General features: G+C 32.4%; 13 protein-coding genes. 6 read left to right on the forward strand and 7 right to left on the reverse strand.

Annotation, left to right across the window (positions count from 1 at the left end; all coding sequences use genetic code 11):
• Window positions 1–9: 9 nt before the first annotated feature.
• The 3 genes from B0A75_RS10775 to B0A75_RS10785 are packed head-to-tail and all read right to left on the reverse strand — an operon-like array spanning window position 10 to window position 2,617.
• Window positions 10–1,587 (reverse strand): S41 family peptidase, encoded by a 1,578-nt coding sequence (locus tag B0A75_RS10775; protein WP_089054281.1) that lies wholly within the window; start codon window positions 1,585–1,587, stop codon window positions 10–12.
• Window positions 1,587–2,018 (reverse strand): deoxycytidylate deaminase, encoded by a 432-nt coding sequence (locus B0A75_RS10780; RefSeq protein WP_089054282.1) that lies wholly within the window; start codon window positions 2,016–2,018, stop codon window positions 1,587–1,589. The genes B0A75_RS10775 and B0A75_RS10780 overlap by 1 nt, the downstream gene beginning before the upstream one ends.
• Window positions 2,019–2,023: 5 nt before the next feature.
• On the reverse strand, window positions 2,024–2,617 hold the full coding sequence (locus tag B0A75_RS10785; RefSeq protein ID WP_089054283.1) for a HupE/UreJ family protein: 594 nt from the start codon (window positions 2,615–2,617) through the stop codon (window positions 2,024–2,026).
• Between the two features lie 171 nt (window positions 2,618–2,788).
• Here B0A75_RS10785 and B0A75_RS10790 point away from each other — a divergent pair, with 171 nt between their 5' ends.
• Window positions 2,789–3,220: a tellurite resistance TerB family protein gene (locus tag B0A75_RS10790; protein WP_089054284.1), complete on the forward strand. Its 432-nt coding sequence runs from the start codon at window positions 2,789–2,791 to the stop codon at window positions 3,218–3,220.
• Between the two features lie 201 nt (window positions 3,221–3,421).
• Here the strand turns inward: B0A75_RS10790 and B0A75_RS10795 are convergent, their stop codons facing one another.
• Window positions 3,422–3,799, reverse strand: coding sequence for a hypothetical protein (locus tag B0A75_RS10795; RefSeq protein ID WP_089054285.1), 378 nt, complete (start codon window positions 3,797–3,799; stop codon window positions 3,422–3,424).
• A gap of 64 nt (window positions 3,800–3,863) precedes the next feature.
• The gene (fbp, locus tag B0A75_RS10800; protein WP_089054286.1) at window positions 3,864–4,871 is read right to left on the reverse strand and encodes a class 1 fructose-bisphosphatase; all 1,008 of its coding nucleotides are present in this window, start codon (window positions 4,869–4,871) and stop codon (window positions 3,864–3,866) included.
• A 239-nt stretch (window positions 4,872–5,110) separates the two neighbouring features.
• Here fbp and B0A75_RS10805 point away from each other — a divergent pair, with 239 nt between their 5' ends.
• The 3 genes from B0A75_RS10805 to B0A75_RS20850 all read left to right on the forward strand — a co-directional run bounded on the left by B0A75_RS10805 (window position 5,111) and on the right by B0A75_RS20850 (window position 7,530).
• Entirely contained in the window at window positions 5,111–5,599 is a 489-nt protein-coding gene (locus tag B0A75_RS10805) for a GNAT family N-acetyltransferase (protein WP_089054287.1), read from the forward strand.
• A gap of 140 nt (window positions 5,600–5,739) precedes the next feature.
• Complete coding sequence (locus B0A75_RS10810; protein ID WP_089054288.1) at window positions 5,740–6,999, forward strand: aspartate kinase; 1,260 nt, start codon at window positions 5,740–5,742, stop codon at window positions 6,997–6,999.
• A gap of 192 nt (window positions 7,000–7,191) precedes the next feature.
• Window positions 7,192–7,530: an SdpI family protein gene (locus B0A75_RS20850; protein WP_089054289.1), complete on the forward strand. Its 339-nt coding sequence runs from the start codon at window positions 7,192–7,194 to the stop codon at window positions 7,528–7,530.
• A gap of 339 nt (window positions 7,531–7,869) precedes the next feature.
• Here the strand turns inward: B0A75_RS20850 and B0A75_RS10825 are convergent, their stop codons facing one another.
• Window positions 7,870–10,263 (reverse strand): TonB-dependent receptor domain-containing protein, encoded by a 2,394-nt coding sequence (locus B0A75_RS10825; RefSeq protein WP_165765115.1) that lies wholly within the window; start codon window positions 10,261–10,263, stop codon window positions 7,870–7,872.
• 114 nt (window positions 10,264–10,377) lie between these two features.
• On the reverse strand, window positions 10,378–11,439 hold the full coding sequence (locus tag B0A75_RS10830) for a helix-turn-helix domain-containing protein (RefSeq protein ID WP_089054291.1): 1,062 nt from the start codon (window positions 11,437–11,439) through the stop codon (window positions 10,378–10,380).
• Between the two features lie 162 nt (window positions 11,440–11,601).
• On the opposite strand from B0A75_RS10830, the gene B0A75_RS10835 reads away from it, so the two are divergent.
• Both B0A75_RS10835 and B0A75_RS10840 read left to right on the forward strand, forming a co-directional pair.
• The gene (locus tag B0A75_RS10835; protein WP_089054292.1) at window positions 11,602–11,829 is read left to right on the forward strand and encodes a DUF5808 domain-containing protein; all 228 of its coding nucleotides are present in this window, start codon (window positions 11,602–11,604) and stop codon (window positions 11,827–11,829) included.
• Window positions 11,830–11,908: 79 nt separating this feature from the next.
• Window positions 11,909–15,337 carry a hypothetical protein gene (locus B0A75_RS10840; RefSeq protein WP_089054293.1) on the forward strand — a complete coding sequence of 1,143 codons (3,429 nt, stop codon included), beginning with the start codon at window positions 11,909–11,911 and terminating at the stop codon, window positions 15,335–15,337.
• The last annotated feature ends 30 nt before the right edge of the window (window positions 15,338–15,367 follow it).

Consider the following 15,367-nt stretch of genomic DNA (forward strand, 5'->3'; position numbering starts at 1 on the left):
GGTTTATGGTTACTTTTTCGGATTTAAAATTGTTTTTACCATGGCGTCATCTTTCAAAATAACATCATAATAATACATTTCTCCATACAATTGTCTGGCAAATTCTGCAGTAATATATCTATTTACCAATGCTTTGGTTTTATCCAACTTTAGATCTAAACCGGTTAATGAAATGTATTTTTTAAACTTCTTAAAGTAGTCGTCAGAATTTTTCATCTGCGCCAGAAACTCATTAAAATGAGCATCTTTAAAAGCGCTTCGGTTTTTATCCAATTCTTCAAAAACAAAATGCCCTACTATTCCAGTTTGAAGCAAATAAGCAACATTTTCATTTCCGTGTTCCGCTTCCATCGGCACAAAAACATCCGGGACAATTCCGCCGCCGCCGTACACGATTTTACCTTTTGGCGTTTTAAACTTTAAAGAATCTGCTACTTTTATGCTGTCTTTTGCATACAATTCGCCTGTTGTAACACGTGACTCTGATTCTTTAAAATACGCTTCATTTCCTTTTTTATACGGTTTTTGAATTGACCTTCCAGTTGGCGTATAATATCTTGCCACGGTAAGACGAACTGCCGACCCATCGTTGAAATCCATTTCACGCTGTACCAAACCTTTTCCAAAAGAACGACGCCCAACGATAGTCCCACGATCATTATCCTGAATTGCTCCCGCCAGAATTTCGCTTGCCGAAGCACTGTTTTCATTGATTAACACATATACTTTCCCAGCTTCAAAACTTCCTGCTTTTGTAGCATACGTTTTTTCTGTTGTTCCGTTTTTATTTTTGGTAAAAACAATCAACTGTTTGTCTTTTAAGAATTCATCTGCAATTGCAATCGCTTCTTCCATATAACCGCCTCCATTATCACGAAGATCAATTACGAGCGACTGAATTCCTTTTTCTTTTAATCGTGTCAAACCTGTTTTAAACTCGTTAAAAGTAGTTTCGGCAAAACGATTTATTTTGATGTAACCTACGTTATTCCCAATCAACAAAGAAGCATCGACACTTTTAATTGGAATAATGTCTCTTTTGATTTTAAACTTTAGTTTCTTTTGTTCAGATTTTCTAAAAACAGTCAATTCAATTTCTGAACCTTTAGCTCCTTTTAGTTTAGAAAACAAACTGTCTGATGGCAGTTTTCGTCCGTATAATTTAGTTTTTCCTGCGAATAAAATTCGGTCGCCAGATTTTAATCCTGCTTTTGCAGAAGGCCCGTTTTCAACAGGTTTTATAATGGCAACAGAATCTTTATACATATAAAAATTGATGCCGATTCCAACAAAATCACCTTTCATACTTTCGGCTACTTCAGCCTGTTCGCTTGGCGGAATATAAACGGAATGTGGATCTAATTTTGAGAGTATATTATCAACGGTAAGATTAACAATTGAATCGGTGTTGATGCTGTCAACATATTCATTATTGATAAAATCGATAAGTTTATTGAGTTTAGTTTTGGAGTAATTTTTAGCCAAAAACTGATCATCTGCAGAAGTGTGCATTAAACTTCCGAGTACTGTTCCTAGAGCAAAAGTGGCTCCAATAACAATGGGCAGATATTTGGGATTAAATTTCATTATTCTTCTAAAACAGGAATATGTTCTACTTCGACACCCGCTTTTATTAAAAATTGAATTCCAGAGTCATCACGATATCCGTTATGATAAACTACTCTTTTTATGCCTGATTGATGTATTAATTTACTGCATTCTTTACATGGCGAAAGCGTGATATACAAAGTTGCACCTTCACAAGACTGTGTTGATCGCGCTACTTTTAAGATCGCATTTGCTTCGGCATGTAAAACATCCCAGCGTGTTAAACCATCTTCGTCTTCACAGCAATTTTCAAATCCTGAAGGCGTTCCATTATAGCCGTCAGAAATAATCATTCTGTCTTTTACGATGATAGCACCCACTTGTTTACGCTTGCAATAAGAGAGTAAACTCCATTCTTTAGCGATTCTCAAATAGGCTTTATCGTATTTATTAAGCTTTTTTACTTCCATTTATTTTATCTGTTCCAAATTGGGCTTTCGATAATCATCGGAATTACTACTCCAATAATAAAAGCCGACATCACAAGTGCCCAGTCGCGTTTTGAAAAACGAAATACCGTCTGTACAATATATGAGATTACCAAAACCACAAAAACCACTACTAACTGCGCTGCTTCGATACCTAAAGCAAATTCTCCTAAAGGTAACAATTTTGAACTTGGCGAACCTCCTAAAATAGTTTTAAAATAATTCGAAAATCCTAGTCCGTGTATAATTCCAAAAAACAGCGTTACAAAAAATATTAAATTTATGCCGTCATTTTTAGTTGCTTTTCCTGCTGTAAAAAGATGATATAAAGCTGTAATTAAAATTGTTATTGGAATTAAAAACTCTACAAGATTTACTTTTACTGCAATTATTCCAAAAACAGAGAGTACTAACGCTACGGTATGACCAATTGTAAACAAAGAAACTAAAAGCAAAATACGTTTCCAGTCTTTAAAAGTATATGGAACTGTTAATGCGATTAAAAAAAGAACATGATCGTAAGCGTTGATATCTAAAACATGCTTTAAACCTATTTGAAAGTAAATCCAAAATTCTGACATAAGAACTAATAATATTTTAATGATTAGGGGTTGTAAACATACGATTTATTTTGAAGATTCAGTAAATACAGTTCTTAAAACAATGAATAAAAATAAGTTAAATTTATGAGGAATTTAAAATTGTTAAATTAAAATAAGATTTATCTTTGCGAAATAAAACACTTTTTAATTATGCCATTTTCAGAATTATTTGATAACGAATTCAAACAAAGAAACAGAGGTCATTTCTCTGCAATTGTGCGTGTAGCATTTGCTGACGGTAAAGTAAGTCCTGAGGAGAAAGACTTTTTGGACAAATTAGCTTCAAGATTAGAAATCTCGGAAGAAGAATACAGTGAAATCTTAGTTGATCCTTGGAAACATCCAATAAACCCGCCGTATTTATATGCACAACGTTTAGAGCGTTTGTTTGATTTGGCGAGAATGGTTCATGTTGATCATCATTTAGGAGACCAACAAGAAGTTATGTTGACTCGTATGGGATTAGCTTTAGGATTTACTCCAGGAAACGTAAATTACATTATTTCAAAAGCATTGTCTTTAGTAGACAAAAAAGTAGATTTAGATACTTTTGTTTTTGAAATGGAAAATATGAATAAATAATATTTAGTATTTAGTGTTCTGATTTTAGCCTTCAGTTTATATGCTGACCTAAAAATTGAAACCTAAATAAAACTCAAAAATAAACCCGACAAGATTTAAAATCTAGTCGGGTTTATTTTGTTTGTACTATATTCAGATTTGTGAATTATAAAATATCAATTATTGTTTAAACAATTCTATTTCATAAAACAGAATGGCGCATTAATCCTTAATTAATTTCAACCCCAATTTTTCTTGTCGTTCTTGACTTTCATTTGCAGTAATCTCATATGTATAATTCCCTTTTTCAAGAGTTGTTTCTCCAACATAATCAATAGGCTGCAATGTATATGTTTTACCATCAATTTGTAACTCAACAAATGCATAGCTATACGCGTACTCAAATACTTTGTAACTTGTTTTCTGTCCTGAACTTACATCCTCGAAATTCACATTTCCGGTTGAAGTATTTACTGTAATATTTTTAAAATTAAATTTACTCGCATTCGACAATCTAATTTTTACTCCAGAGGAATCATTATCATTAGAACAGCCAAATAAAGCTACGGTCAAGATTAACAAAATGGATAGTTTTTTCATAAGTCTTTTATTTAAAAGATGTTGAAAATGCAAAAAGGTTGCGTCGCCCCAAAAAAACAGTTTACTATTGTGCTTCTTTCATAAACTCCTCAGCCTTTTCTACCATTTTATAGCTTCCGCAGAAAAATGGAACTCTTTGATGCAGTTCTGTTGGCTGGATTTCCATAATTCTTCCAAAACCGTCTGTTGCTTTTCCTCCGGCTTGTTCTGCAATAAACGCCATTGGGTTGCATTCGTACAATAAACGCAATTTCCCTTTTGGTGCTTTTGAACTTGTTGGATAAATATAAATTCCGCCTTTAATCATATTTCGATGAAAATCTGAAACTAAACTTCCAATATATCTTGACGTATAAGGTCTGTCTTCTTCTTCACGCTGACAATATTTGATGTAGTTTTTTACACCTTGCGGAAAATGAACATAATTCCCTTCGTTTACGGAATAGATATTTCCGTTTTCTGGAAATTTCATATTGGGATGTGAAAGGTAAAATGTACCAATTGCCGGGTTTAGTGTAAATCCGTTTACACCATGTCCAGTTGTATACACTAACATAGTCGAAGTTCCATAAATTACATATCCTGCTGCAACTTGATTGATTCCCGGTTGTAAAAAATCCTCGCTTGTTACCGGAGTTCCTATTGGAGTAACTCTTCTAAAAACAGAAAAGATAGTTCCTAAAGAAACATTTACATCAATATTCGATGATCCGTCAAGCGGATCCATCAAGATAACGTACTTATTATTATGACTGTTGTCGCTCCCCTGAACAGTTATAAAATCGTCGTTTTCTTCTGAAGCAATACCACAGACAATCTCACGGTTTATTAACGTCTGGATAAATACTTCGTTTGCATAGACATCTAATTTTTGCTGGTCTTCGCCTTGGATATTTTGCTCGCCTGCTGCGCCAATAATATCTACTAAACCTGCTTTGTTTACTTTATAGTTTACGACTTTCGCCGCCAAACGTATAGAGTTGATAATTCGGGAAAGCTCCCCCGACGAATACTGAAATGCTTTTTGGTTCTCAATAATAAACTCTCCCAGTGTTTTATTGCGTTCTTCCATTGCTATATCGTTATAGTTTTTAATTTTAAGTCACAAATATCGCTTATTTTGTGAGAATGATTTAAAAATTATTTTGTTAGTTTACTACTATTGTATATTTGCTAATTAATAGCAGAAAGCAGCCTATAAAAAAATGCTTTTTTAGCTAATAAACAGTTAATAATAAGAATATATGAAATTGATCTTGACAAAGACACAATATTATATAGGAGCGGTAAAAGAATAAAATTAGGATAGTTATGAATATTAGAAAAGGGAATCCTGAAGACATGAAATATGTTTTGGGATTAATACAGGAACTGGCAATATTCGAAAATGAACCTGATGCGGTTATTATAACTGAAGAGGATTTAATACGTGATGGATTTGGAGAAAAACCGCTTTTTCATGTGTTTGTAGCTGAGATTACAAATGATTTAAATGAAAAGGAAATAGTTGGAATTGCATTGTACTATTATCGCTATTCGACTTGGAAGGGAAAAACAATCCACTTAGAAGATTTAGTTGTAAAAGAGAAAATGCGGGGTACTGGTCTTGGTTCTGCATTGTATGCCGAAATAATGAGACAAGGCAAAAGGGACAATGTGAGAAGGGTTGAATGGAATGTTCTCGATTGGAATACTCCTGCTGTAAAATTTTACGAGAATTCAGGTGCAAAAATTCTCGACGGCTGGCAGGTTGTTCAAATGGATGAGTTAGGAATTAATACGTTCTTAGAAAAATTATAAAAAATACTTAGCCACAGATTATAAGGATTTTAAAATCTGTGACAGATCGCCACGAATTCACGAATTTTTATTCGCAAAAATTAGAAAAAAATAATTCGTGAATTCGTGGCGAAAAAAAAATTAAAAATCTAAAATTAAAAATGAGAGTATTTAAATTTGGTGGTGCATCTGTAAAAGATGCCGAAGGAATAAAAAACGTATACGACGTTTTACAAAAAGTAGGTTATGAAGATGTGATTTTGGTTGTTTCGGCAATGGGAAAAACAACAAATGCTCTTGAGGTTGTTATCAAGAATTATTTTGATAAATCGGCAGAGCTGAATTCATCTGTACAAGAAATAAAAAAATACCACAACCAAATCTTATTGGATTTGTTTGAAGATGAAAAACACGAGGTTTTTACGGCTGTGAATGCGCAATTCTCAGAATTAGAATATTTCTTAGCGCATAATAAATCTCCAAATTATAATTTTGTTTACGATCAAATTGTAAGTTTTGGAGAATTAATCTCGACTACTATTTTAAGTCATTTTATGAATTTCATGGGCATTCAAACGCAATGGCTGGACGTTCGTAATTTCATTAAAACAAATGCAAACTACAGAGATGCTGAAGTAGATTGGGAAGCAACACAGCAGCTTATCAGCAAAAATGTACCTCGAAAAATCTTAAACATCACGCAAGGATTTTTAGGTGCTGATGAAAATAATTTCACTACGACTCTAGGTCGTGAGGGTTCTGATTATACGGCAGGAATTTTTGCTTATTGCTTAAACGCCGAAAGTGTAACGATCTGGAAAGATGTACCAGGAGTTATGAATGCTGACCCGCGTTATTTTGAAAATGCAAGTTTGTTGAACCAAATTTCGTATCGCGAGGCAATCGAATTGGCTTTTTACGGCGCGACGGTTATTCACCCAAAAACGTTGCAACCATTACAGAAAAAAGAAATTCCTTTATACGTAAAATCATTTATCAACCCATTATTAAAAGGAACTTGTGTTTCTAAAGGTGTTGATCTTGAACCGCAATATCCTTGTTTTATCGTAAAAAGAGAGCAACTTTTAATTTCTCTTTCTTCGATTGATTTTTCATTTATTATGGAAGAAAACATCAGTGAGATTTTTGGGTTATTCCATGAATTCAAAATCAAAGTAAACTTGATTCAGAATTCTGCGATTAGTTTCTCTGTTTGTGTGGAAGATAAATTTGGAAATTTCGGTGATTTGAACGCTATTCTTTCGAAAAAATTCAAAGTAGATTACAGCGAAAATGTAACTTTATATACGATCCGTCACTTTACAGAAGATGCTGCACAGACTGTTGAAACAAACAAAGAAGTTTTACTAAAACAAGTCAGCCGCGAAACCATGCAAATTGTAACTAAAGAACTAAATTAATACTTTGTAAAAGGTAATTATTTCAATTCAAATATATTTTTAGAAAGGCTTCACCAATAAAGTGAAGCCTTTTTAAGTTCCTGGCTCTATTTAAATATTTGATACGTTTTCTATAGAGATTTAAAGTTTGTCAGTTTTCTCTGTTTTTTATACATTTGAAAATGAAGCTCTCAAAAAACATTAAATAAAAATATGGAAATTATAACTCTGATAATTAAAAACCCTGTAGTTCTCATTTCATTAATTATAATAATTTTATTTAAATTGTTTCCTCCAAAAAAAATAAACTCTTTTTATGGATACAGAACAATGAGTTCTATAAAAAACAAATCAAATTGGAATTTCGCGCAAAAATACAGCGCACATCTTTTAATAATTTTATTGACTCTGTTACTTTTATTCCAAGTCTTGTTATATTTTATTTATGGAAGTACTACAACAATAGATTTATCTATAGTTTCCTGTTTAGTGGTAAGTTTTGGAATCGTCATATATAAAACTGAAAAAAAACTAAATGCAATATCAAACTAAAGCAACGGTTTTTAATTTATTTTTTAAAATGAAATTTAAAATTCAAAAAGCAGTTATTTTTTTCAATAAGTATCTTTATAGTCCTACAGTTCTATTAGGAATGTTTTGGATATTTTTCTTTAAAGGAGAACCATTTTCGATTCAAAAAATAATTGATGCCCGATATGAACCAAAACTATATGTCGCAGCAATAATGGCGGTAGCTTTTCTTCTTTTTCTTAGATATAACAAAAAGCAGAATAATAAAAAATAGTGAATACTACATGGTTATAATAGTAGTGAATATGATTTGGATAAGTAAAAGCTTAACCTTTTCTAATAAACCATATTAAATAAACTCTATCTCGCCCTATTATTCTCTGTCTGCTCAATTTCAGATTTCTTGTAAGTTGTCTTTTTTGAATTCCCGAAACTATAAGTCGCTATTAGTTTAAAATAATTTGTAGTATAGGTTCTGTGGTAATAAATTTGAGTCTGCCCCACTTCGTAATCACCAGAAACCATAAACTTATGAAAGATATCATTCGCCGTAAAATTTAGTCTTAGCGCCTCTTTAAAAAAGTTTCTTTCGATACCCAGCGTAACGGTTGAACGCGGATTTTCACTTCGCAATCCATAACTTTTATCGCCAAGATACCAAGCTAATAATTGAATTTTGAAAAGATCAGGAATCGTAAAAGTATTATTTGAATACAAATAAATTTGAGGTTTAACGGGACCCATGGCATATTCATAAAAATTATCGACTGATTTGCTTAAATTCATACTTACCGTATTTGTAGAATTCCACCATTTCACATTGAAAGACCTCGAAATCGACGTAAAAAAAGTATGTTCTTTTTCGATATTTAAAGACCTTAAAATATAACTATTCGGCGTGTCGCCCCGTAATGCAGCGCCCGAAATTGGATCAATTTTGTATGTGTACCCAATTTTAAAATCAAACTTTTTATACATCGTACCAATTTCAAAAGCATGCGTTTTTTCAGGAAGCAAATTCGGGTTTCCTTCTATTGTCGTAAATGGATCTTGATAAATAACATAAGGATTTAAAGCTTGGTAACGAGGTCTTGTAATTCTGGAAACATACGAAAAATGTGCTTTCCAGTCTTCTGATAAATTAAAATTCAAAAGTAGGTTTGGAAAAAAATTCTCATAATCTTTACCAAATTTCTGAACCCCATTTGCATTTGTATACAAATCATAACTTGTGCTTTCTACCCTTGCTCCAATAGAAAAATTTACTTTTTCACCCAGCATACTTCCAAAATTAAAATAAGCCGCGCTAATCTTTTCCTTGTATGTAAAATCACTCGAAAGAGTGTCGTCTAATTCAAAATCATCGGTATTAGCAATAAAAAAATCAGTTCCAGACTTTATAGCAGCATAACTAAATTTGGCTCCAAGTTCAAGTTTGGTTTTATCACTAATTTTTTTCGAATAATCGGCTTGTGACATTACAATGTTAATGGTGCTTCCAACATCATTTTTTAGAAATCTTTTTCCATCTTTTTCCTCAACAACACTATTTTCTTCAATAAAATCTCTTACCGTTCCGTTGTAATTCGAATATTGTGTTCCTATAAACAATGACGATCCTTTGGGGTCTGTTATCAGATTATAATTCAAATTAATAAACTGATTCAGCAGCACATCATTTTTGGCAATATCTGTAGCATAAAAACTATTCCCAGAATTATTCGTTATTGAATTTCTGCTTTTTACTGCTCCGCCTAAATCTTCAATATTACCACTATAAGCAAGCGAAATATAACTATTCCTCGAAAAAGTATATTGAATTCCAGCTCCAAAATTTGAGTAATTATTAAATTGCCTTTGCCAATCTGTAGTTAGAGCAGACTTCATAAAAACATCTGGATTTGGACGCGTTCTGGTGGTATACAACAATTCTCGACCTTTGCCCAATTGCAATCCGTAATTGGTTATAAAAGAAAATTTACCTTTCGTATAATTAAAATCTAAAAGGGTATTGGTGCTTGTTCCTGCAAATTTAGAAACGGTAACATGCTGGCTTGCCGTTCCCATTATACCATTTTCGATGTTTTGTTTTGTAATAATATTGACAACTGCTTTTCCTTCGGCATCGTACTTTGCTGATGGATTTGAAATTACTTCAATTTTTGCAATCTGCGAAACTGGAATCGCTGCAAAACGTTCATAATTTATCAAGATTCCGTTGAGATAAATAATTGCTTCACCTTTGCCCAAAACGCTTATTTGTCCTTCGGCAACTACAACATTTGGAACTCGCCCTAACAATTCATTTACAGAACTGCTCGCTGCCAGAACAGTTCCTGCTACATTAACATCGATTGTTCCGTTTGCACCGTATTTAAGCAATGACGGCTGACTTTTTACGACTACTTCGTTTAACTGATTGTTGCTTTCTAAAACTATAATCGAGCTCAAATCGATATTTTCGGCATTTGAATAATTTATGTTCATATGCTTATCTGTAAATTCTGCTGAAGTCAATTTTAAAATTACTTCTTTTTGATTAATATCAGATAATTGAAAAACTCCGTCTAAAAAATCCTGCTGTTTTATAATCAAGGAATCACGAACAGACAAAACAACAGCTGTTCCCATCATCAATTCGTTATTACGATTGACCACTTTTCCAGAAATTTTTCGAATAGATTGTGCCTTTAAAAATGCACTATTAAAAAGAAAACAATATAGGTAAACGAGAACCAGAATTAAAAACCTCATAAAATTTAATGATTAAGATTTGACTTTTTGCAGAGACAAAAGTCAGCTCTAAACCACGAAAAGAGGTAAGCGAAAGCGAAATCAGGAGTACGAATTTATAAATTAATACTTCTGTTAAGCCTGTAAAGTTTGAAGCTGATAGTTTAAAGGTGTAGTTCCTGTATGTTTTTTAAAGACGGCAAAGAATGTCGATTTCGAATTAAAACCCACATCATAACCAACAGATTCTAAAGTCAATTTATCATTTGACCTTATTATTATACAAGCTTCATTTATTCTCAATTCATTTACATAACTTGTAAAATTCTTTCCCAGATTATTATTCAAAAACTGAGACAATTGATGCGGCGTCACATTTAATTCTTTTGATAAATCCTGTAAGCTCAAATTTGCATTTTTATACAAACTTTTCTCAATCATTTTGTTCTGGAGTTTCTCAAGTAAAAGGGCGGCTTCAGATTCTTCCATTTTCTTTCCCGAAGCTTTTTGTCCGTACAATAAGAATAAATCATCTGTTCTTTTTCGATAGAGAAGAATCGAAATTATCAAATACAAAATAAACGAAAACACAACTGCTCCGCCAATATAAACTGCTGCTCTGGCTCCCATAATTGCTAAAAAATAAAAAAGGAACAGTAAAAAATTCGCCAGAAAAAGCATTCCAAACCATATTTCCGCCGGAGTTGTTTTTTCTTTTATATTGATGATTTTCTTTAAAATATTTCTAATGGTAAAAGCAGAAAAAAGGATATAAACAAACCATTGAAAATAAATAGTTCTGATAAAATAAGTACCCCAAAGTTCTGGATACGTTTTGTATGGATATACTATTCCAACGACTGCAATTAAAATTCCCCAAAACAAAAGTGTCAATTTCCAAGATTTGGGTAAAATCGTAACTTCATCAACGGCAGATTTTAGAAAATAATACAAACAGGGTCCAATAAAAAAACAAGCCGTAAGTCCTAACTGTAAATACAATTTTGGCAGTTCTGGATGGAAATAAACAAATACCGACTTTGCTATTCTTACGCTTAATGCAAACAAAAGCATTCCTAAGAAGTAATTTGTCAAATATTTTTTCTTCGTGAAAAAGAAAAAATAAATACTCAAAATAATTCCATTGAAAGCTCCCAATGCACTAAAAAAAAATAAAAGTTCTTTACCAGTATCCATTATTCAAATTTGTTTATTCTGACAAAGCTAAAAAAAAATGATTTCGGTTTCTTTCTTTTTTAATTATAATAGGAAATGCGATTATTCTTATAGCTGAAAATATTTAACTAATTTTATAACTCTAACAGAAAAACATCAAACAAGATCAAATATTCCAAAATCATGGAAAACAACAACGAACCTTCAGAAGAAACAAAAGAAAGATGGATCAAAGATCCTAATAATTGGATTTGGGGTATTTTTTATTATAACCCAGAAGACAAAAGAATCTTTCCTCCAAAGAAAATTAAAGAGTTTGGCTGGACCACCAATTTTGCAAATCCTAATTCTGTTTTTGTATTATTAGCGATAATGGCTGTTCTTATTACCTTAGGTCGCTACCTTAATTAATTCACTTCAAACTGTAATATTCGAAGTAATAATTCCCGATTATAAATACTACTTTTGATTTTTGAGAGTCAAAGTGTTTATGCTGAAAAAACTAGTGTTTTTTGTGATATTGTTTTGGTATTCTGGGCTTCAGGCTCAGGAAACTGAATCACTGTACAAAACAAAAAAAGTCGTTGCTGCAAAAGACACTATTCATCTCGAACCTTTCAGCATAAACTCCAGTTTTTTTGAGCTTTTAAACTCCAAAAACCAACCTATAGATACTGTTTTTTATAAAATAGATTTTCAAAAAGGGACATTACTTTTAAATGAAAAATTCACTTCTGCTTCAGATACTTTAATTGTCAATTATCTCAATTATCCTGATTTCCTAACAAAAGAATATGGTTTCTACAAAGACAGTCAAGTGGTAAGCAATGATATTGATTCTGAAAAATTATACAAAATTGACAATTCCAATATTAAAAAAACCACTCCATTTGACGGTTTAAATACTTCTGGGAGTATTACTCGAGGTGTAACAATTGGGAATAATCAAAATACGGTTTTAAACTCTAATTTAGATTTACAAATTACCGGAAAAATATCCGACAAAGTTAGTTTGCGTGCCTCGCTGCAAGACAATAATATTCCACTTCAAGATGGCGGTTATTCTCAAAAACTAGATCAGTTTGACAATATTTTTATGGAACTTTTTACGGATGACTGGAACATTCGGGCGGGTGATGTTTTTCTAGAAAATCGGAAAACACAATTCTTGAGTTTCAACAAAAAAGTTCAAGGACTTTCTGCCAGTTTCGATTTTGATACTGAAAAAAGTAAGACTAATGTTTTTGCGTCGGTTTCGTTTGTAAAAGGCCAATATGCTAAAAGTACTTTTACAGGTCAGGAAGGAAATCAAGGACCGTATAAACTTAAGGGTCAGAATGGCGAATTGTATGTTTTGGTAATTTCAGGTTCAGAGCGCGTTTATGTAAATGGTGTTTTGCTTAAAAGAGGTGAAAACAACGATTATGTAATTGACTATAATGCAGGTGAAATTGTTTTTACTTCTCTTTTTACGATAACTTCAGAAATGCGTATCAATGTTGAATATCAATATTCTGAGCGCAATTACAACCGATTAGTGACTTATGCAGGCGCAACGCATGAAAACAAAAGCTGGAGTTTTGGCGGTTATTTGTATTCTGAAAATGACATGAAAAACCAGCCGTTACAGCAAAATCTTTCTACAGAACAAGTACAGGTTTTGGCGCAGGCGGGCGATAATCAAAACTTAATGAAAGCTCCATCGGCATATGAAGATGCTTATGCTGACAATAAAATATTATACAAAAAAAACAGTGTCAATTCTGTAGAATATTATGAGTACTCAAAAAATCCAGCGGATGTTTTATACAATGTAAAATTTAGTCTTGTGGGTAATAATCTAGGAAATTATATCATTCAAAATAATACTTCTGTTGAACGAATTTATGAATATGTTCCGCCTATAAATGGCACTCCGCAAGGAAACTATGAACCTATTGTACAATTGGTCGCTCCAATAAAAATTCAGGTGGCGACTTTTTTAGGAAAATACAATCCTAACGAAAAAACATTGGTTGATTTTGAAATTGCCATGAGCAATAACGACAAAAATTTATTTTCTTCAATTGACGATTCTGATAACGAAGGCATTGCTTTTAAAACGAATATTAAAAAACGTCTTTTTACAAGAAATTGGACTTTAGATGGTTTTGCTGATTATCAATTTGTTCAAAAAGATTTTAGATCTGTAGAACGCTTGTACAACATCGAATTTAATAGGGATTGGAACTTAAACACAGCACTTTTAGGAAATCAAAGTTTACTGGTTACGGGCTTAAACTTTGATTTGTTTGCCAAAAAAGAGACTTCTAATATTGGATTATTTACTTATCAATTTGAGAAATTGGATTTTACCGAAAGTTATTCGGGAGCTCGCCATACCACGACCGCTTTATTCAAATTTAAAAATTGGACAATCGAGAATCAAGGCAGTTTTTTAAATAGTGATGCAACGGCATCGACTTCAAAGTTTATTAGAAATCAAACTAGAACTAAATATCATTTTGGCAAAAACTGGATTGGAGCAAGTATGCAGCTTGAAGATAATCAGGAAAAAGATAAAATTACTAATCAGTTCTCGGCGATAAGCCAGCGATTTTCTGAATATGGTGCTTTTGTCGGACGCGGAGATAGTACAAAGGTTTTTGTTGAACTAGGATATTTACAACGAAGAAATGACAGTTTGCAAAACGGGGTTTTACAGCATGTAAATAACTCGCAGACTTACTATTTAAAATCGAAGCTAATTCAAAATAAAAAAACTGATTTGGCGGTTTATGCTAGTTATCGAAATCTTGATTTTACAGATTCTAACCGAAAAAATGAGCCATCTTTAAACTCTAGGATTCTTTATAACGATCGATTCTTTAACCAATTTATGCAAATAAGCAGTGCTTATGAAACCAGTTCTGGAACCATCGCTCAACAAGAATTCACTTATATTGAAGTTCCTGCCGGGCAAGGCGTTTATACTTGGAATGATTATAATGGTAATGGGATTCAGGAATTGGAAGAATTTGAAATTGCGGCTTTTCCAGATCAGGCAAAGTTTATTCGAATCTTTTTACCGAATCGTGTTTACATCAAAACCAATCAAAATAAATTTTCACAATCTGTTGTACTGAATCCGCTGCAATGGCAAAATGAAAAAGGATTTAAGAAAATCATATCCTATTTCTACAATCAAACTTCTTTTATCATGGATCGAAAAGTGAAAAGTGAAGGTGATCTGGAGTTAAATCCTTTTTATTCTTCAGATGAAAATATTCTGGGTTTGAATTCGAGTTTTAGAAACAGTTTATTCTACAATCGAGGCAAACAAAAACATTCTGTTACGTATTCGTATCTTATCAATAACGGAAAAAGTTTACTTTCAATTGGCTCACAGAATGTCAAAAACAATTCGCATCAATTGCAATACACGCATTTGTATCAAAAAAGCTGGTTGTTTAATTTCTTTACAAAAACAATAAGCACTAATTTGATCTCTGCAGATTTTGTCGAAAAAAACTATGATTTAAAAGGATATCAGCTTGCGCCAAAAATCAGTTATTTATTTTCAAGAAATACTAGTTTAGATTTTTTCTATGAATTTCAAAACAAGGAAAATCAGATTGGCAATTTTGAAACATTAATGCAAAACCGTCTGGGAACTTCATTTTCTTTTGCTGGAGAGAAAAAAGTAACTTTAAATGGTGAGTTTTCTTTTTATGAAAATAAATTTACCGGGAATGAGTTTTCATCGGTAGGATTTCAAATGCTTGAAGGCTTGCAGGCGGGACAAAATTTAGTTTGGAAACTGCTTCTGCAAAAGAATATTACACAGTTTTTAGATGTAAATTTAAACTATCAAGGACGTAAAAGTGAGGCTGGATCTACTGTGCATACAGGCAACGTGCAGCTTAGAGCATATTTTTAGCGGTTAACAAAAAACATAAGAATTAATTGC

Origin of the sequence: Flavobacterium oncorhynchi (assembly GCF_002217355.1) — a bacterium.
Taxonomy (GTDB): Bacteria; Bacteroidota; Bacteroidia; order Flavobacteriales; family Flavobacteriaceae; genus Flavobacterium; species Flavobacterium oncorhynchi.

Bases quoted from the DNA above. Each gene is read 5' to 3' on its own strand.
- B0A75_RS10775 (WP_089054281.1), bottom strand. From the start codon at position 1,587: ATGAAATTTAATCCCAAATATCTGCCCATTGTTATTGGAGCCACTTTT.
- B0A75_RS10780 (WP_089054282.1), bottom strand. From the start codon at position 2,018: ATGGAAGTAAAAAAGCTTAATAAATACGATAAAGCCTATTTGAGAATC.
- B0A75_RS10785 (WP_089054283.1), bottom strand. From the start codon at position 2,617: ATGTCAGAATTTTGGATTTACTTTCAAATAGGTTTAAAGCATGTTTTA.
- B0A75_RS10790 (WP_089054284.1), top strand. From the start codon at position 2,789: ATGCCATTTTCAGAATTATTTGATAACGAATTCAAACAAAGAAACAGA.
- B0A75_RS10795 (WP_089054285.1), bottom strand. From the start codon at position 3,799: ATGAAAAAACTATCCATTTTGTTAATCTTGACCGTAGCTTTATTTGGC.
- fbp (WP_089054286.1), bottom strand. From the start codon at position 4,871: ATGGAAGAACGCAATAAAACACTGGGAGAGTTTATTATTGAGAACCAA.
- B0A75_RS10805 (WP_089054287.1), top strand. From the start codon at position 5,111: ATGAATATTAGAAAAGGGAATCCTGAAGACATGAAATATGTTTTGGGA.
- B0A75_RS10810 (WP_089054288.1), top strand. From the start codon at position 5,740: ATGAGAGTATTTAAATTTGGTGGTGCATCTGTAAAAGATGCCGAAGGA.
- B0A75_RS20850 (WP_089054289.1), top strand. From the start codon at position 7,192: ATGGAAATTATAACTCTGATAATTAAAAACCCTGTAGTTCTCATTTCA.
- B0A75_RS10825 (WP_165765115.1), bottom strand. From the start codon at position 10,263: ATGAGGTTTTTAATTCTGGTTCTCGTTTACCTATATTGTTTTCTTTTT.
- B0A75_RS10830 (WP_089054291.1), bottom strand. From the start codon at position 11,439: ATGGATACTGGTAAAGAACTTTTATTTTTTTTTAGTGCATTGGGAGCT.
- B0A75_RS10835 (WP_089054292.1), top strand. From the start codon at position 11,602: ATGGAAAACAACAACGAACCTTCAGAAGAAACAAAAGAAAGATGGATC.
- B0A75_RS10840 (WP_089054293.1), top strand. From the start codon at position 11,909: ATGCTGAAAAAACTAGTGTTTTTTGTGATATTGTTTTGGTATTCTGGG.